At 36.2% G+C, this 18,689-nt stretch carries 17 protein-coding genes and 1 other RNA gene; 14 read left to right on the plus strand and 4 right to left on the minus strand.

Going from position 1 to position 18,689, the window contains the following annotated elements; genetic code table 11:
* Positions 1 to 98 precede the first annotated feature (98 nt).
* The 3 genes from AC4BC4_RS07030 to AC4BC4_RS07040 are packed head-to-tail and all read left to right on the plus strand — an operon-like array spanning position 99 to position 1,796.
* Positions 99 to 1,067, plus strand: a complete 969-nt coding sequence (locus AC4BC4_RS07030) for an alpha/beta hydrolase (protein ID WP_490477224.1) — start codon at positions 99 to 101, stop codon at positions 1,065 to 1,067.
* Positions 1,068 to 1,083: 16 nt separating this feature from the next.
* Positions 1,084 to 1,452: an EamA family transporter gene (locus AC4BC4_RS07035; protein ID WP_438756178.1), complete on the plus strand. Its 369-nt coding sequence runs from the start codon at positions 1,084 to 1,086 to the stop codon at positions 1,450 to 1,452.
* Positions 1,449 to 1,796, plus strand: a complete 348-nt coding sequence (locus tag AC4BC4_RS07040; protein ID WP_490477225.1) for an EamA family transporter — start codon at positions 1,449 to 1,451, stop codon at positions 1,794 to 1,796. Before AC4BC4_RS07035 ends, AC4BC4_RS07040 begins: the two co-directional genes overlap by 4 nt.
* A 685-nt stretch (positions 1,797 to 2,481) precedes the next feature.
* Here AC4BC4_RS07040 and AC4BC4_RS07045 read toward each other — a convergent pair.
* Both AC4BC4_RS07045 and AC4BC4_RS07050 read right to left on the minus strand, forming a co-directional pair.
* Positions 2,482 to 2,823, minus strand: coding sequence for a metal-sulfur cluster assembly factor (locus tag AC4BC4_RS07045; protein WP_438756176.1), 342 nt, complete (start codon positions 2,821 to 2,823; stop codon positions 2,482 to 2,484).
* 188 nt (positions 2,824 to 3,011) lie between these two features.
* On the minus strand, positions 3,012 to 3,578 hold the full coding sequence (locus AC4BC4_RS07050; protein WP_490477226.1) for a helix-turn-helix domain-containing protein: 567 nt from the start codon (positions 3,576 to 3,578) through the stop codon (positions 3,012 to 3,014).
* A gap of 282 nt (positions 3,579 to 3,860) precedes the next feature.
* Here AC4BC4_RS07050 and AC4BC4_RS07055 point away from each other — a divergent pair, with 282 nt between their 5' ends.
* From AC4BC4_RS07055 to pyrG, 4 genes are all read left to right on the plus strand, one after another.
* Positions 3,861 to 4,925, plus strand: a complete 1,065-nt coding sequence (locus AC4BC4_RS07055) for a dipeptide epimerase (protein WP_490477227.1) — start codon at positions 3,861 to 3,863, stop codon at positions 4,923 to 4,925.
* Positions 4,926 to 4,939: 14 nt separating this feature from the next.
* Positions 4,940 to 6,310: a transglutaminase-like domain-containing protein gene (locus AC4BC4_RS07060; protein WP_490477228.1), complete on the plus strand. Its 1,371-nt coding sequence runs from the start codon at positions 4,940 to 4,942 to the stop codon at positions 6,308 to 6,310.
* 31 nt (positions 6,311 to 6,341) lie between these two features.
* A complete protein-coding gene (locus AC4BC4_RS07065) occupies positions 6,342 to 8,012 on the plus strand; it encodes a peptide ABC transporter substrate-binding protein (protein ID WP_490477229.1) in 1,671 nt (556 codons plus the stop codon).
* 236 nt (positions 8,013 to 8,248) lie between these two features.
* Positions 8,249 to 9,850, plus strand: coding sequence for a CTP synthase (gene pyrG / locus AC4BC4_RS07070; protein WP_438756170.1), 1,602 nt, complete (start codon positions 8,249 to 8,251; stop codon positions 9,848 to 9,850).
* Positions 9,851 to 9,909: 59 nt separating this feature from the next.
* Here pyrG and AC4BC4_RS07075 read toward each other — a convergent pair whose 3' ends face one another.
* Positions 9,910 to 12,234 (minus strand): PBP1A family penicillin-binding protein, encoded by a 2,325-nt coding sequence (locus AC4BC4_RS07075; protein WP_490477230.1) that lies wholly within the window; start codon positions 12,232 to 12,234, stop codon positions 9,910 to 9,912.
* Positions 12,224 to 12,865: a Holliday junction resolvase RecU gene (gene recU / locus AC4BC4_RS07080; protein ID WP_438756168.1), complete on the minus strand. Its 642-nt coding sequence runs from the start codon at positions 12,863 to 12,865 to the stop codon at positions 12,224 to 12,226. Before recU ends, AC4BC4_RS07075 begins: the two co-directional genes overlap by 11 nt.
* A gap of 61 nt (positions 12,866 to 12,926) precedes the next feature.
* Between recU and AC4BC4_RS07085 the strand changes: the two genes are divergently transcribed.
* The 7 genes from AC4BC4_RS07085 (at position 12,927) to nth (ending at position 18,644) form a co-directional block, all read left to right on the plus strand.
* Positions 12,927 to 13,466: an SLOG family protein gene (locus AC4BC4_RS07085; protein ID WP_438756167.1), complete on the plus strand. Its 540-nt coding sequence runs from the start codon at positions 12,927 to 12,929 to the stop codon at positions 13,464 to 13,466.
* Between the two features lie 96 nt (positions 13,467 to 13,562).
* Complete coding sequence (gpsB, locus tag AC4BC4_RS07090) at positions 13,563 to 13,994, plus strand: cell division regulator GpsB (protein WP_490477231.1); 432 nt, start codon at positions 13,563 to 13,565, stop codon at positions 13,992 to 13,994.
* Positions 13,995 to 14,017: 23 nt separating this feature from the next.
* Positions 14,018 to 14,433, plus strand: an RNA gene (gene rnpB, locus AC4BC4_RS07095) — RNase P RNA component class B.
* A 129-nt stretch (positions 14,434 to 14,562) separates the two neighbouring features.
* Positions 14,563 to 15,726: a THUMP domain-containing class I SAM-dependent RNA methyltransferase gene (locus tag AC4BC4_RS07100; RefSeq protein ID WP_438756165.1), complete on the plus strand. Its 1,164-nt coding sequence runs from the start codon at positions 14,563 to 14,565 to the stop codon at positions 15,724 to 15,726.
* A gap of 10 nt (positions 15,727 to 15,736) precedes the next feature.
* A complete protein-coding gene (locus AC4BC4_RS07105; RefSeq protein WP_438756164.1) occupies positions 15,737 to 17,236 on the plus strand; it encodes a carboxypeptidase M32 in 1,500 nt (499 codons plus the stop codon).
* Between the two features lie 32 nt (positions 17,237 to 17,268).
* Positions 17,269 to 17,985, plus strand: a complete 717-nt coding sequence (locus AC4BC4_RS07110; protein ID WP_438756163.1) for a DnaD domain protein — start codon at positions 17,269 to 17,271, stop codon at positions 17,983 to 17,985.
* An 11-nt stretch (positions 17,986 to 17,996) separates the two neighbouring features.
* Positions 17,997 to 18,644 (plus strand): endonuclease III, encoded by a 648-nt coding sequence (nth, locus tag AC4BC4_RS07115; protein ID WP_490477232.1) that lies wholly within the window; start codon positions 17,997 to 17,999, stop codon positions 18,642 to 18,644.
* Positions 18,645 to 18,689: the final 45 nt, after the last annotated feature.

The raw sequence follows: 18,689 nt of genomic DNA on the forward strand, positions 1-18,689 counted from the left end.
TGTTTTACACCCTTTATTTTGGGTCCACTCATACTTTATTTCTTAAATAAGAGTATAATGAAAGAAGGAACAAATTATTTAGGATTGAGGTGACGTACTTGAAGTGGATTGTGTTGATTTTAATTATTTTAGTGATTTTGATTATTGCAGTTTCTTTTTATGCAGCGAATTTTTTCTTGAATGTAGCACTTTTTAGAGATAATAATTGGTATGATAAAACTGGTCATAAGATGATGAATCCAGATAATTTCAATAAAGGAAAGTCTAAATATGATCTTATTGAAGAGGAACAAAATCAACAAGGGGATGAATTTTGGCAGGAAGGATTTGCTAAAGATCATTGGTTAAAAACAGATGGAGAGAATCTTTATAGTCGCTTGATCATCCCACATCCCGAAAGTAAAAAGTGGGTCATTTGTGTTCATGGTTATCGTTCTTATGGCAAACGGGATATGGCTTTTGTAGCATCTAAGTTTTCTGAACAGCAGTATAATATCTTGATACCGGATTTGAGAGCACATGGAAAAAGTACAGGCAATATTATTGGTATGGGCTGGCTAGATCGTCTAGATTTATTAAAATGGATCCAAGAAGTGATCGACATTGAACCTGCTGCTGAAATTATCTTATTTGGCGGATCGATGGGAGCGGCAACGGTGATGATGACAAGTGGTGAACGATTACCCCAAAATATTAAGGGCTTAGTTGTAGATTGTGGGTATTCATCTGTTTACGATGAGTTTGGGGCAATGTTGCGTTCTGCATTCAAATTACCTGCATTTCCTATATTGACCATCGCTGATCTATTAGCTAAAAAGAAAGTCGGTTACTTGCTTAAAGATGCATCTTCGGTAGCCCAATTGACTAAAAATCATTTACCTACATTGTTTATCCACGGTACAGGCGATAAGTTTGTTCCACATCAAATGCTCTATCAAAATATGGAAGCTTCAAATGGTGTGAAAGAAAGTTTGATCATTGAAAAAGCACCTCACCTATCCTCGTTCATTTATGAACCAGAACACTATTTTGATACGGTTTTTGCATTTGTTCATCGTTATTGTTAAAGAGAGGGGAAATCATATGGATGCCAAAAATAAGCAACAGAAGTTGAATTTAGGAATTATATTGATTTTGATGGCGGCTGCGTTGAGTAGTTTAGGACAATTGGCATGGAAATTTGGTGCGGATGGAACTGGTTATTATGCAATTATTCTTTATGCAATTGGTTTTTTTGCAGCAGGAGCTGGCATGTTTGTTATGATGGCAGCCTTCCGTTATGGTGAAGTGTCTATTTTACAACCGATGATGAGCTTGGGTTTTGCACTGTCCATCGTTTTAGGTGCATTGTTTTTAAACGAAAGTGTTACATGGTATAAATTATTAGGAACAGCTTTCATTATTGCAGGATCGATTCTTTTAGGGATTGAAGGAAACGAGGAAAAGATATGATAAATTACGCAACGATTGTAACGATTTTGATCATTACGACTTTTTCTGGCAGTGCAGGTGCATTAGCTTTGAAAAAAGGAATGAATGATTTACCTCAGTTGACCTTCAAGTTAGTATTGAAGAGTGGCTGGATTTATTTAGGTTCTTTACTATATATTTTAAGTGCAGTAACCAATATCGTATTATTGAAATTCTTAGATTATTCAATTGCGTTTCCAATGACATCTTTGACGTATGTTTGGACCGTGATTATCAGTTATTTTATTTTTAAAGAAAAGCTAAGTATTCGTAAAGTGCTAGCTGTAATTTTGATTATTATGGGTGTATTTATTATTAGTCAGTAAGGCTTGTGATTGGCAAAGTAATTGTTCTCATTGTATTATAGACTAAAGAACAGGAGGGGTTACTATGACTGGCAAATCAAAAGGAATCGACAAAATCAAATTATTGCAAGCAGTAACAACGATTGTTACAGGAATCTTTATGTTGAATGCTGTATTAAAAGCAAGTAAAAAATAAAAAAACTTATTTGTAAAAAAATGGCACAAAAATGTGTAGAACTGAAAGGTTTGTTTTTGCTTCAAACGTTTATTTAAACTTAAAGGATGAGATTAAAGTGATTTTTACTTTTGTCTCATCCCTTTTTTATTTTTCGAGTGAAAAATCGAATGCAACAGTCAGTATAGTGCCAGAAATGATGATAGGGACTACATTAAATTAAAAAAAATAACATCTATTTAATGTTCGTTTTAAAACAGCATAAGTATTTACAACTTTACAATAAGTTATTTACATGTATTTTTGAGTGTTGTATAATTAAATCTTAAATGAGGTGTTATATAACATGTGTAAAAAGATATATTATTATCCATAGTAATTGAAGAGGAAATACATATATAATAAGAAGGTAATGTTAATGCTAAAAGCATTTTAAAAAAATTCGCTTATTAGGCGTACACTTTATTGCTGAAACATAAATAAGAGTCAGATTAAAAAACCTGACTCTTACCGAGCACTCTTTAAAAGAACTTAACGAATACCCAAAGCAATCCGAGCATATCGTGACATTTTATCAGTTGTCCAAGCTGGGTACCAAACTAATTTTACTTCTGGATTTTTCACTTCGGGAATTTCTTTTAAGGCCTCGTGAATTTGTTCGGTCAGAACATCAGCTAACGGACAGCCCATGGTTGTTAAGGTCATTTTGACGACAGTATCCCCAGTTTGGGCGAATTCAACCTCATAAATTAAGCCTAAATTGACGATATCTATACCAAGTTCAGGGTCTATTACTGTTTCCAGCGCTGTTAAAATCTGTTCTTTAATATCGTCAATCTCTTCAGCAGACCATTCTTGATTTGTTTCAGTCATTGTATCTACTCCTTATTTTTAGTCGTCCACTGAGCTTCTACGAATCTCTTCGTAAGGGCAATAATGGAACTCTTACAGACTTTATTCTTTTCCATATGATACCTTTTTTTAAATACTTTGTAAATGAGAATCTTTTTCAATGAAAAGTGTTTGATTAGTGGAACAACTCAATAGCATGTGAGGCCAATTTAAAATTGTAGCGTAAAAAGCATCAACTCATGTTCAGTTGCGTTAATAATATTATGTTGGGTAAAGGCTTCTAAAAATATGGCATCCCCTTCTTGCAGGATGAGGACCTCATCTTTTAGTTCGACTGTTGCTTCACCTTTTATCACATAATTGATCTCGCAAAGATTATGAGCGATTTTTTTACCACTAGATGATGATTGGGCATCAATATAAATTTTTGAGATCACCATATTGTTTGTATGTACTGGTAAATTGAACAATGTATCATAATAAGTAGAGTTTGTTTGCCAAGGATTATAAATTGTACCAGAAGAATTTCGAATGACTTTATACCCATTCTCTGAGGTTTCATCATCTTGTATCACTTGGGGTGCTTCATTAGCTAAGAGTGAGGCAACCGTCACGTCTAATGCGTCAGCAATTTTTCTCAACGCTTCAAGCGAAGGACGATTCGTACCACGTTCGATTTGCGACAAGAAACTAGCGGAGTATCCTGTTTTTTCACCTAGTTCGGTTAAAGTGATTCTTTTTTCTTTCCTTAAAATCTTGATTTTTCTAAATTCCATTCATAGCCGTCCTTTGTATAATGTCCTTTTTTCATTCATATTATCTCGGATTCGTTACAAAATTACAAGTACTTAGTTTTTGATTAAAAAAAACAAATATAAATCTCATTATTATATTGACATTTACATAGAGTAAACTTAAAATTGTAACAAATAATTCAAAATTTTTAGTAAAATTTAATTCAAAATTAAAAAAAGATTAGTTATTATTTCTTTTGGATAGATTTGCTTTTTTGATTATATTTATTGATTTAAATTGAATACTATTCGGGAGGAAATACTGTGAAGATAACAAAAATCAATGTAGCACCAAAAGCGGTTGAATTAAAAGAACCAATCACGATTTCATTAGGAACGATTGAGCATTCTATGAGTGCAATTGTTGAAATTGAAACAGACGAAGGGATAATTGGTTATGGAGAAGGATCTCCTGGTATTTTGATCACAGGTGAAACGTTAAAAGGTACAACAGAATGTATTCAGTTATTTGAAAAGCAATTATTGGGTGTTGATCCTTTAGATATAGAAAAAATTCATAGTATTATGAATTCTGTTGCGGCTCATGCACCGTCAGCTAAGACTGCAATCGACATTGCTTGTTATGATTTGTTTGGAAAAAAGACAGGGTTACCAGTCTATAAGCTTTTGGGTGGTTTTGATTCGTGTGTCAAAACAGATATGACGATTGGTATCGATCGTCCTGAAATAATGGCTGAAAAAGCAAAACTGGCTGTTTCACAAGGATTTGACACTCTGAAAATCAAAGTAGGTACAGGATTTAATTCGGATATTACTCGTATCCAAACAATTAGAGAAGCAATCGGCAGTCAAATCAATCTGCGTTTAGATGCTAACCAAGGCTGGAAACATAAAGAAGCCGTCAATACGATCAATCATTTAGCACAGTATGATATTGAATTAGTTGAGCAGCCTGTTTCATATCACGATATTGAAGGATTAGCATTTGTCACAAATAACGTTTCCATCCCAATTATGTCAGACGAAAGCTGTTTTAATTCAAAAGATGCCTTACGTTTGATCAAAGCTCGAGCAGTAGACTTCGTGAATATTAAATTAATGAAATGTGGCGGCATCCATGAAGCACTAAAAATCAATAGTATTTGTGAAGCGGCTGGCGTTGAATGTATGATCGGCTGTATGGTTGAAGAGACTAATATTGGTGTAACTGCTGCCGCGCATCTAGCCGCAGCAACTAAAAATATTACCCGAGCAGATTTGGATGCAACCTTTGGACTTAATGAGGTCGCGATTCCTGGTGGTGTAGGAATGGAAGCTACTAGTTTGATTTCTTTGTCCGATAAAGCAGGCTTAGGTTTGAATAAATAAGAAAGGTGAGTGCTATGTATTACGATTTAAAATTTATGAGTGTGCCATTACCAGAAGATATCATCAAATTGAAGAATTATGGTGATTTTAAAGGAGCCGAAAAGTTAATTGAATACCTACTATCCAAAAAAATACCAGAAGCATTGAGAAAACGTTTAGAAATCGAACAAGACATCATTCGGATTGTCGGAATCAATGAGTATCCTTTTGACTTTATTGAGGCCAACAAGATGATGAAAGAGACATTTAAAGACTATGAAGAACAAGAATTGACTAACTTAAAAGACACGGGAAAAGTTGATTGGCTTTATATTGATGGCACGATTCATTTTCAACGTCGATTTTTACTAAATTTGATCAAGACACAAGCAGATTATGAAGCAAGGTTGATTGTCAAAGAGGATAACGAGGTAGATCGTTTACGAAAACAAGAGTTGACTCAGAATGTTCAAAAGATGAAAGAGCAAGGGAGCCGCAAAGTAAAGATTCATTTGAAAACGAGTATACAAGTAAAAAAAGAATATGAACGTCCAGGAGAAACCGTTAGAGTGTATTTACCCTTACCTAAAGATTGTAAGCAAGTATCAGCTATTCAAATTTTAAAAACCTCACCTGAAGCAACGTTTATTGCACCAGAAAACGAAGCACAGCGAACCGTATACTTTGAAACGATTTTGAAAGAAAATCAAGTGTTCTCAGTAGAATACTGCTACACGAATCAAGTTGATTATGTAACATTAGATCCAGAAAAAGTTTCTGAGATCCAACCACAATTTGAATTAAGTGAAGAGTTGCCACACATTCGGTTCACACCTTATTTAGAACAGCTACTTGATGAAATTTTATCAGGTGAGACGAATCCAATTAAGAAAGCGCGAAAAATCTATGATTTTATCACGACTCAAGTCAATTATTCGTTTATGCGAGAATATTTTACAATTGAAAACATTTCAGAATATGCTGCCGTCAATTTAAAAGGCGATTGTGGTGTTCAAGCTATTTTGTTCATTACTTTATGCCGGATGGCTAACATTCCCGCAAAATGGCAGTCAGGCCTCTATGTATCACAATATTATACGGGGTGCCATGACTGGGCACAATTTTATGTAGCGCCTTACGGATGGGTTTTCGCTGATCTATCATTTGGTGGGGGTGCACGTAGAAATGGTGATTTGGATCGGTGGAATTACTACTTTGGTAATCTTGATATTTTCAGAATGCCTGCAAATAGTGAAATCCAAAGAGAGTTTAATCCGCCAAAACATTTTTTACGAGCAGATCCGATAGACAATCAACGCGGGGAATTTGAATATGAAAACCAAGGTCTTCCTTATGCATACTTAGATGTGAAACAAACGTTAGTTTCAATGGAGGAGCTTGTGTAATAAATAAAAAAAGAAGGAAAAGGTGGAACGTATGAAAAAAGGGTTAAAACAAAGTGTTACATTGATCATGACAATGCTGTTACTTGCAGCTTGCGGGGGAAGTAGAAGTGGTAAGTCAGCAGATAGCTCAGAAAAAAAGAATGCAGCAGATCAAAAATCATCAAAAGTACTGAATTTAATGGAAGCATCAGAAGTGGGGTCAATGGACACGATTTTCACTCAAGATGAGCCTAGTGTAAATGCACAATCTAACGTGTTTGAAGGATTGTATCAATTAGATGAAAAAGACAATGTTATTCCAGCTGTTGCAAAAGAAATGCCAGAAATTTCAGAAGATGGTAAAACGTATACGATTAAATTAAGAGATGATGCAAGGTGGTCAAATGGAGACAAAGTAACAGCAAATGATTTCGTTTTTGCTTGGAAAAAAATGGCGGATCCTAAAAATCAAGCAAATTACTTTTTCTTAATGGATGGCACGATTCTAAACGGGACAGAAATCGTGAATGAAGAAAAATCAGCTGATGAATTAGGTGTCAAAGCTTTAGATGACTATACACTTGAAATCCAAATGGCAAAACCAGTAACGTATTTCACGTCGTTACTAGCATTTTCACCATTTTTCCCACAAAATGAAAAATTTGTGACAGAAAAAGGCAAAGACTATGGAACGTCAAGCGAAAATATTGTTTCTAACGGTCCATTTTTGATGGAAAATTGGGATCAATCCTCAATGTCATGGGATCTAGTCCAAAATCCAGATTATTATGATGCGGAGAAAGTAAAATCTGAAAAAATCCACTTTGAAGTATTGAAAGAAACAAATACAGTCTTCAATCTTTATGAATCGGGTGAACTGGATGTAGCTATTCTTACAGGTGATTTTGCGAAACAAAATAAAGACAATCCAGATTATGAAGCCATACAACGTTCAAAAGTCTACTCATTACGAATGAACCAAAAGAGAAATGATAAGCCGTCGATTTTTGCAAACGAAAATGTTCGTAAAGCAGTTGCATACGCATTAGATAAGAAAAGTTTAGTGGAAAATATTTTAGCAGATGGTTCCAAAGACATTTACGGCTACATCCCTAAAGATTTCGTGGCGAATCCTGAAACAGGTGAAGATTTTAGAAAAGAAGCTGGCGATTTGGTAAAAACAGATGAAAAATTAGCAAATGAATATTTAGACAAAGCCAAAAAAGAATTGAACGGTGACGTGACGATTGAATTATTGTCTAAAGATGGTGACGGTGATAAGAAAGTAGCAGAGTTTATTCAAGGACAATTAGAAAAAACATTGCCAGGCTTAAAAGTCAATGTCAAAACTGTTCCTTTAAATAATTCGATCGAACTAATGAAAAAAGGGGACTATGAACTTTCTGTCAGTATGTGGGGACCAGATTACCAAGACCCGATGACATTTTTAGAAAGCTCAGTTAGCACAAAAAACAAAACAAGTTACCGTAGTGAAAAATATGATCAGTTGATCGATGATGCTTCTAATAAGTATGCCAATGATCCTGAAAAGCGTTGGGAAACGTTGATCGCTGCTGAAAAAGTTTTAATAGAAGAAGATGTTGCGTTAATTCCATTATATCAACAAGCGAGAGGACAATTAGTCCGTCCAGGTGTTGAAGGGATTGAATATCACAACTTTGGTGCAACGAGCACTTATAAAAATGCGTATATCAAAGATTAAATGAGTAAGATCTAAAATGTTACTAAAAAATCAAAAATCTTCTAACAGAAAAACTTGACCTCAATTAGATTTGCTTGTATTATACTACTTGGGCACCTTTGAGAAGGTCAGAAGTTTACAACGAATTCCAGCTCCCTATTCTTTTTGGATAGGGAGCTTTTGTTTTTTATCATTAAAAAACAAGTTGTTGTTCACTCATCTCTAAAAATCTATTTTGAGAAAGGGTTTTTTATATTATGACAAAATATATCTTTGTTACAGGCGGCGTAGTTTCTTCGATTGGGAAGGGAATTGTTGCAGCATCTTTAGGACGTTTATTAAAAAATCGCGGCTTGAAAGTAACGATTCAAAAATTTGATCCATACATCAATGTGGATCCAGGCACAATGAGTCCTTACCAACATGGAGAAGTTTTTGTCACAGATGATGGTGCTGAAACCGATTTGGATTTGGGTCACTATGAACGTTTTATTGATATCAACTTAAATAAATATTCAAACGTCACAACAGGGAAAATTTATTCAGAAGTGTTGAGAAAAGAGCGCAAAGGCGAGTATTTAGGTGCTACAGTACAAGTTATTCCTCATATTACGAATGAAATCAAAGATAAAATCATGCGTGCAGCCAGTATGACAGATGCAGATATTATTATTACTGAAGTTGGCGGAACCGTTGGAGATATCGAATCTTTGCCATTTTTAGAAGCATTACGTCAAATGAAAGCTGAAGTAGGTAGCGACAATGTAATGTATATCCACACAACCTTGATTCCTTACTTAAAAGCTGCTGGCGAAATGAAAACTAAACCAACCCAACATAGCGTAAAAGAACTACGCAGTTTAGGAATTCAACCGAATATCTTAGTTGTCCGTACAGAATTACCAGTTTCTCAAGGAACAAAAAATAAATTGGCTCAATTTTGTGATGTGGCTCCAGAAGCTGTTATCGAATCACGAGATGTAGAAACATTATATTCGATTCCATTAGCCTTGCAGGCGCAGAACATGGACCAAATTGTCTGTGATCATTTAAAAATAGATGCACCAATTGCTGATATGACTGAGTGGCGTGCGCTAGAAGAAAAAGTATTAGGCTTGAAGAAAACAACTAAAATTGCTTTAGTAGGGAAATATGTAGAACTTCCCGATGCATATCTTTCAGTCGTTGAAGCTTTGAAACATGCTGGTTTTGCGTTTGATTCTGATATTACAATTGATTGGGTCGACTCGCAGGCATTGAATGAGAATAATGTTGCAGCTATCTTAAATGATGCTGACGGTATCTTGGTACCAGGTGGCTTTGGTGATCGCGGAGTGGAAGGAAAGATCGAAGCAATCCGTTTTGCTCGTGAAAATGACGTACCGTTTTTAGGAATTTGTTTAGGGATGCAAATGGCTTGTGTTGAATTTGCTCGCAACGTTGTAAAACTTGAAGATGCAGGCTCTGCTGAAAACAACCCAGGTATTCTTAACAATATTATTGATTTGATGGCAGATCAAGAAAATGTAGAAAACCTTGGTGGAACGCTACGTTTAGGCTTATATCCATGTAAACTTAAAAAAGGCAGTGTAACAGCTGCTGCCTATGAAGGCCAAGAAGTCGTTCAAGAACGCCATCGTCATCGTTATGAATTCAATAATAAATACCGTCAATTATTTGAAGAAAATGGCTTGGTCTTTTCAGGTGTTTCCCCAGATAATCGTTTAGTTGAAATTGTTGAGATACCAGAGAATAAATTCTTTGTAGCTGCTCAATTTCATCCAGAATTGATTTCTAGACCAAATAGACCGCAGCATTTATTCAAAGGATTTGTTGAGGCTGCTTTAAATAATCAGTAAAAATAAAAGCGTAGGAACAACTTCAAAAGTTGTCTCTACGCTTATTTTTTCTTTATATATCAGCCAAAAGATGTTCTTCTTCTGGCTGCACTATTTGGAACCGGTGGTGTTGAAGGTTGGCTAGGGACTTCACTACTCTCGGTCGGAGCAGTCGGTTCTGGCGGCTCCGTCTGTTGAGTAGAGGTAGCTGGTGGTTCAACCGATTGAGTAGAGGAAGACTCTGTTTGTGAAGGAACGGTAGTAGTAGAGCTGCTTGTTGTTCCTGTTTCAGAACTCACTGGGTTTTCCCATGATGAAGAACTTTCATTGCCTGAATTCGACGGTAATAATTGTTCTTCATAAGCACCTTTTACATACAATTCATTCCCTGAGCGTATAACAGTATCCGGCATGACCCAGTCGTCATTTGAGACGCCTTCAGACAGATACGTCATCATTTCTCTGTAGACATCAGAAGCAGTTCCCCAATATTCATAAGGAATAGGGGTTAATCGCTGTTTATAGCCCGTCCAAACAGAAACAGCATAATGAGGTGTATAACCAACAAACGTGCTGTCAGGGGCAATACTAGACGACTCAGAGGCCCCTATTTTGGCAAGATCATCATCAGTATAGTTGGCTGTTCCAGTTTTTCCAGCTTGGATCAACCCAGGAACGCCTGCGTTGAAGGCTGTACCGCCAGAAATAACATCTTTAAGCATATCTGTCATCATATAAGCAGTTGAATCTTTCATTGCGCGTTTACTTTCTGTTTCGGTCACATCTTCAGAGCCATCTTGATAGACGACTTTGTTTACGTAATAAGGTTTGTTATAAACACCCATATTCGCAAATGATGCATAGGCAGCTGCTAATTTTAGAGAAGACACGCCATATTTATTGCCGTCTAATTCACTTGTATTACTAGATATTGCATTTGCAGCGACAATATCTTTAAATTCAATCCCTAAATCTTTAAGGAAGTCAGCAGATTTGTCACTTCCAACAGCATCGAATGTTCTTATAGCTGTTGTATTACGAGAATACATGATCGCTTTACGCATAGTTAGAGCCCCGTAATATTGCATATCTGCATTTGTAACAGGAATGTTGGTTCCTTCATAGGTCGTGGGTTGATCCATCATGATGCGACCTGTTGAATAATTCAAGTTCTCGATGGCAGGACCATAGTCTGCGATCGGTTTCATCGTTGATCCGACATCCCGATCTGTTTCAATAGCTAAATTTGATCCCAATTGGACATCGTCTGGAATGTTTCGTCCTCCGATTTGCGCTTTGACCTGTCCCGTTTTGACATCGATCACAGTTGAAGCAACCTGAAAATCTGGATCAGGATATTCTACATAAGTATCGCTGTTGATAATATCATACAAACGTTTTTGCGCATCCATGTCAAGATTGGTATGGATGTCCAAGCCATCTGTATAAGGATTTTTCCCCATCTTTTCTACTTCAGCGATAACTTCTCTGATGTAGTTGTCAACAATTTTACGATTTTCATTTGATTGTTTTAAAGGTTGTAAACCATCATCGATTGGAGTCGCTTTAGCCTCTTCGTACTCTTTTTCTGTGATTTTTTTATTTTCTTTCATGGTATATAAAACGACGTCGCGACGTTCTTTAGCAACATCAGGTTTTACATACGGATCGTAGTCATTTGGTGCTTGAGGCATTCCTGCTAGTAGAGCTGTTTGCGGAAGTGATAGCTCAGCTAAGGGTTTTCCAAAATAAGATTGAGCAGCGGTCTCCATGCCGTATAGACCATTTGCCATATACACTTTATTAATGTAATACGTTAAAATCTCTTCTTTTGATTTTTCTTTTTCTAGTTGCATTGCAAGCCAAGCTTCTTGGGCTTTTCGCTTGAGATTTTGATCTTTTTCTTTTGTCGAAAAGTAAGATAGCTTGATCAATTGTTGTGTCAGTGTACTACCACCCTGCAAGCCACCAGTCTTAAAGTTTGAAAAAGCGGAACCCAATATTCGAATTGGATCAACACCGCTATGTTTGTAAAAACGTTTATCTTCAACGGATACGACCGCATCTTTTAGTGACTGCGGTACATCGGTTGGTTTGATCATTTCACGTTTTTCAGCTCCTAATTCTTCAAAGACCTCATTATTCGCGTCGTATAATTTTGAAGAAACAGTGGCACTAAGTTTTTCGTCTTCTAATTTAGGCGCATCTTTGGCATAGGACCAAAACAGACCTAAACCAGCTAGAAGACCTATTATTCCAAGCAGAACCAATCCTAAAAATATTTTTAGAAGGATTCGCTTTTTCTTTGGCTTTTTGCCGCCGCTGGACGATGTGTTTGCGGTGCTGTTAGAAGAAGGAGATTGTCCGTGTCTCGCAGCACGTGATCCTATTCCATCAGTTGTCATTAATCGCAACTCCTTTGTTTGATTGAATATGTTGTTTGACCGCATCTAAGTACGGTATTCTAGGTGCAATGCCAACGTGAATTTCTATTCCCTTTTTTTCAATAAGCGTTAAAGGCAACGATTTTTTTCCGCTGCTTTCTTGTTCTAACCAGCACGCTACTAATTCTTCTCCGCTAAAAAAGAAACATTTATTCAATGAAGAGAACCACAATAGAACAAAGCAAATTCCTTTTTGTGCCATACATTGTTGGATATGATCGATCTGGTGTTGATGAAAGTTTTTTAAGGGAAACGAAGTTTTGTTTTTTGTTTCCTTTGCTTCAAAGTCCAGATAGTATCCTTCGTAGACACCATTATAATCAGTGGTAGAGGCTTGTCTAAAGTAAGCTTCTTTGATCACGGCAGCACTACGACTGGGGTAATCCACTTTGACAATTTGAACGGGAGTAGGCTTTTTATGAATAACTGCGATAGTACGAGCTAAATAAAAAGCATTGGTTTTATTGATTTCTTCTTCAAAATCCATTCCTCGTTTACCAAATTGAATTGATTTTTGGTTTTTTACTTGTTTTTTTGATTTGGGTGCTTCATGATTATTATAGGGAGTACCATTAGGATAATGAAAAGCCATTTCTATCACACTCCTAGCCAACATTATAACAAAAAATCTTTATGAAAGAAAAGGAATGTCTATGGAAAACGTAAAAACTCTTTATGTGACTGGTTATAAAAGCTTTGAAATCGGGGCTTTTCAAGACAATGATCCTAAAATTACAGTTATTAAAAAAGTATTAAAAAAGGAAATTATAGGGTATTTAGACACTGGATTAGAGTGGATTTTAGTTTCTGGCAATCTTGGAACGGAGATTTGGGCAGCAGAAGTCGTGGCTGAATTAAAAAATGATTACCCAGAATTAAAATTAGGTCTGATTTATCCGTTTAAAGAATTTGGTAGTAATTGGAATGAAAAAAATCGAGGGAATTTAGAAAAAATTGAACTATTAGCTGATTATGTCGATTCAGTGAGTCACCAGCCATATAAATCACCAGCGCAATTAAAAATGCATACGCGATTTTTATTAGAGCATTCTGGTGCCAGTTTGTTGGTTTATGATAAAGAATACCCTGGTAAAACTGAGTATTTCCTTAAGGATGCTGAACTTTTTTCTGAGAAATTTCCGTATGAAATACGCTTAATCACAATGGATGATTTACAAAACTCAATGGAATAGTGAGAATCTGTTTGATTTTCTGACGATTTTCCTATACAATAATGCTGTTGAACTATGAACTTTTATCCTAATCAAAGAAAATAATGAGGTGTAAGTATGGCAAATTTAGTATACAGTCCAAAAGATATTTTACAAAAAGAATTTAAAACAAAAATGCGTGGCTATGATCCGGTTGAAGTTGATGAATTTTTAGATAACGTAATCAAAGATTATGAAGCGTACAACAAAGAACTTTTAACCTTACAAGAAGAAAATAATCGTCTATTAGCTAAACTTGATCAAGCTTCTAAAGTACAACAAGCTATGCCTACTCGTAGTGCACAAGAAATGCCTAAGAGTGCGGCGGTCACAAACTTTGATATTCTAAAACGTTTGTCTAATCTAGAGCGTGAAGTATTCGGGAAAAAATTAGATGATACACCAGCTTCGAATCCTATTTCTGGTATGAGTCACTCTAATCCATACGAAAGCAATCTACACAGTTCATACGACCGAGAAATAGACAACTCAGAAACACGTCAATTTTAATTCATTTAAAGAAAGATTTTGTAATTTTCGGGTGATCGCGGTTTGAATTTATTCAAGCTGAGGAAAGTCCATGCTCGCACAGACTGAGATGTCTGTAGTGTTCGTGCTTAGCGAAAACATAAGCTAAGGTACTTGAAATGGTAAAGGCAGCTCGTTTGAAAAAATAGCTATTTTTACTTTTTAGAGTAACGGCAGGAAAAATGACTAAGGCTTAGGCTATGTCAAAGTACCCTTGAAAGTGCCACAGTGACGAAGCAATTTTGGAAACGGAATTGGTGGAACGCGGTAAACCCCTCGAGCGAGCAACCCAAACAATGGTAGGGGCGCTCTTCTAAAGGAAATGAACGAGTAGAAGAGGCAGATTGATTTCTGCAGATAGATGATGACCGTCGAGTGTCTTTCCCTGAGAGGCAGTCGATACAGAACATGGCTTACAGAAAATTACAAGTATTCAGGATGACCTTCCAACTTTGTTGTGAAGGCTTTTTTTAAAGTAAGAGATACATTAGAGTATTTTATATAGTCAAACAAATCAAATATAAGACTATTAAAAGCAAGAGGAGATATTATGACAAAAGAAAAAACATTTAAACTTGTTGCAACAGCAGCGAGTGGTTTAGAAGCATTAGTAGGAAAAGAATTACGAGATTTGGGTATTCCTTGTGAAGTAGAAAATGGCAAGGCTTTGTTTGAAGGGACAATGGAGACGATTGCTACCGCTAACTTATGGTTGAGAACAGCCGATCGTGTCAAGATTATTGTTGGTGAATTCGATGCATTTAGCTTTGATGAACTATTTGAAAAAGTTAAAGCATTACCTTGGGAAGATTATTTGCCGATGGATGCAGAATTTCCTGTTGCTGGAAAATCAATTAAATCCAAATTATATAGCACACCAGATTGTCAATCGATCACCAAAAAAGCGATCGTCAATCGTTTAAGAGAAGTTTATCATCGTCCTGCGACCGTACCTTTAGCTGAGACAGGAGCGTTTTTCCAATTAGAAGTTGCTCTTTTAAAAGATCATGTGACTGTAACGATTGATACGACAGGTCCAAGCTTATTTAAACGAGGTTATCGTATTGAAAAAGGTGGTGCGCCTTTAAAAGAAAATATGGCGGCAGCTTTAGTGACATTAACGAATTGGCGCAAGGACCGTCCATTTTATGATCCAGTTTGTGGTTCTGGGACGATTTGTATTGAAGCAGCGTTGATCGGGCATAATATTGCACCAGGATTTAATCGTGAATTTGTTTGTGAAACATGGGATTGGGTTGATTCAGCTATTTTTGAAAAAGTTCGTAAAGAAGCAGATGAGAAGGCAGATTATGATATCAAACTGGATATTATGGGTTCAGATATCAATGGAAAAATGATTGAAATCGCTAAAGCAAATGCGGAAGAAATTGGTTTGGGTGATTCAATTACCTTCAAACAATTAGCGTTACAAGATTTTACGACAGAAAAAGAATACGGTGTAATGGTTGCGAATCCGCCTTATGGTGAACGTTTGGGTGAAGAAGAGTCAGTCCGCAAATTATACAAAGAAATGGGCGAAGTGTTCCGTCCACTTAAAACCTGGAGCAAGTATATTTTAACGAGCGATTTAACCTTTGAGCAATATTATGGGGCAAGAGCTACGAAGAAGAGAAAATTATATAATGGTGCCTTACGCACAGATTTGTTCCAATATTGGGGAGAAAGACCACCAAGAAAACCAAGAGAAAAGTAGGGGGAGCAATATGAAAGAACCAGAATTTTTACAAGAAATCAAAGAAATCGAGTTGTTGAATGCAGCTTTGGGACTATTAGAATGGGACAGTCAAACTGGAATGCCTGAAGCCAGTAGTGCTTTTCGCGGTGAAGCGGTCGGTTATTTATCGGGAATGGCTTTTGAACGTAGTGTAGGACCTAAAGTCCAAGAAGCGTTAGCTTATTATGACACTCATTCTGACGAATTATCTGAAGTGGGGATGGCTGTCTATAAGAAAGTCAAAGAAGAATATGACCTAAATCATAGTATTCCTGTTGAACGGATGCAAGCATACAATACAGCTTTAACTAATGCTCACACTGCTTGGTTACAAGCTAGAAAAGCAAAAGATTTTTCTGAAATGAAAGATGAAATCCAAATAATCATCAATTTTTTAAAAGAGTTTATCCCTTATTGGAAAAAAGAGGAAGCAACAAATTACGATGTTTTATTAAACCAATATGAACCTGGCTTGACTGTTGAAAGACTAGATCAGATTTTCGATCAAGTAAAGAAAGGAATCATGGAAATCAGAGCGGAAATTGCTGAAAAAGGTACAGTTCCACGTACTGATTTTTTATCTAGGCACGTAACGAAAGAGCAACAACAAACCTTTGTAAAAGGCGTTGCAGAGCAACTAGGCTATGACTTTTCTCGTGGTCGTTTAGATGATACGGTTCATCCGTTTATGTTGGATTTAAATCGCAATGATGCGCGGATCACAACACGTTGGGATGAAACGAATTTTTCGATGGCAACTTTTGGTGTTATTCATGAAGCAGGTCATGGGATCTATGAACAAAGTATCGATCCAAAATATGATTATACGCCGCTTTCAACAGGTGCTTCTATGGGAATCCATGAGTCTCAATCGTTATTTAATGAAATTATTATTGGTAGTAATAAACAGTTTTGGAAAAAACAATTCCCCTTTTTTAAAGAATGCACAGAAGGGACCTTTGACGATATTGAGTTTGATACTTTTTATGATTCATTAAAAGAAACAAAAGCGAGTTTGGTGCGAATTGAAGCTGATAGTTTAACTTATCCACTTCATATCATTATTCGTTATGAAATTGAAAAAATGATTTTTAATGAGGATATTTCGGTGGAGGATCTACCACAAATCTGGAATGATAAATACGAAGAATATTTAGGCATACGCCCAGAAAATGATTTAGAAGGAATCGTACAGGATGTTCACTGGTCTGGTGGTAGCTTTGGTTATTTCCCATCATATGCGCTGGGATACATGTATGCCGCTCAATTACGTCATGCTATGGGCAAAGAGATAGATGTGGATACTGTTTTAGCTAGTGATGATTATTCTGTAATCAAAAATTGGCTGACTGATCACATCCATCAATACGGGGCATCAAGAAAACCAAATCAATTGATTTTAGATGCCACAGGAGAAGCTGTGAATCCGCAATATTTAATCGATTATATGAAATCGATTTATTATGATGTATACAAAATCAATGCGTAATTTTTTTATTTAGCGGAAATGAGGGAACAGTTATGCTATCAATTAATGAATACCTAAAAGCCGGTGAAACGACTGTGTCCAATTTGGTTATCGAGAATTACCAGAAAATTGGTTTAACAGACGAAGAATTTCTATTTTGGCTACAGTTGTTCCGTTCCCAAGCAAAAGGTGATTTGTTTCCAGATTTAGCTGAAATCAGTCAAATCATGGGAAAACCGATCGATGTTATTTATAAATTATTGAATCAACTCGTTTCACGAGGGTTTTTAATTATTGAAACAAAACAAAATGAGCAAGGTCAAATGATGGATACGTATGATTTACTCGCAATCTTTGAAAAAATTGACCGTTTACAACAAGTACAGACAGAAAAACAAAAAGAAGTGACATCGGAAGAAACAATCAAACAGCTATATCAAGGATTTGAAAAAGAGTTTGGACGTCAACTGTCTCCGATCGAACTGGAAATGATTGGACAATGGTTAGAGACGGACCATTATCAACCTGAGCTTATTCGACTAGCATTAAGAGAAGCTGTATTAAATCAGGCGTATAGTTTGAAGTATATTGATCGAATCTTACTGGCTTGGGAGCGTAAAAATATTACCACTAAAGAGCAAGTTGCAGAAGATCAAAAACGTCGAAAACAAGCATTGATCCAAAAAGAAATCGAACAACAAAGTGTCCAAAATGAGCCAATTCCCAAAGTTACCTTACACAATTGGCTTAACCCAGAAGATAGTGAGTAGGAGGTAGATAGATGCTTTCTAAAGAAAAAACGATGGAAGCAATAGAAACAATGTATGATATGTTTCCAGAAGCGGCATGTGAGTTGACACATAAAAGTCCATTTCAATTATTGATCGCTGTTATTTTAAGTGCGCAAGCAACGGATGTTTCTGTGAATAAAGCAACACCAGCGCTATTTGCAGCTTATCCAACGCCTGAGGCTCTTGCAGTAGCTCCTATTGAAGATATCATTCAAAAAATCAAAACGATTGGGTTGTATCGAAATAAAGCAAAAAATATTAAAGCCTGTGCCGCTCAATTGCTGGAGCAGTTTGCTGGGGAAGTTCCTGAAACTCGTGAAGAACTAGTTTCTTTACCTGGCGTGGGACGTAAAACAGCTAATGTTGTGTTGGGTGATGCATTCGGCGAACCGGCGATTGCTGTTGATACCCATGTTGAACGAGTGTCAAAACGATTAAGAATCTGTAAACTTGATGCTAGTGTTATGGAAGTTGAACAAACGTTAATGAGAAAAATTCCGAAAGAATTATGGGTGAAAACCCATCATACAATGATCTTCTTTGGTCGTTATCACTGTTTAGCACGAAATCCCAAATGCGATATTTGCCCGCTTTTGTATATGTGCCAAGAAGGTAAAACAAGAATGAACACAAAATAATAAAAAAAGAGTGTATAAACGTTTTATTGTTTATGACACTCTTTT

Source organism: Enterococcus sp. AMC1086 (genome assembly GCF_058216575.1).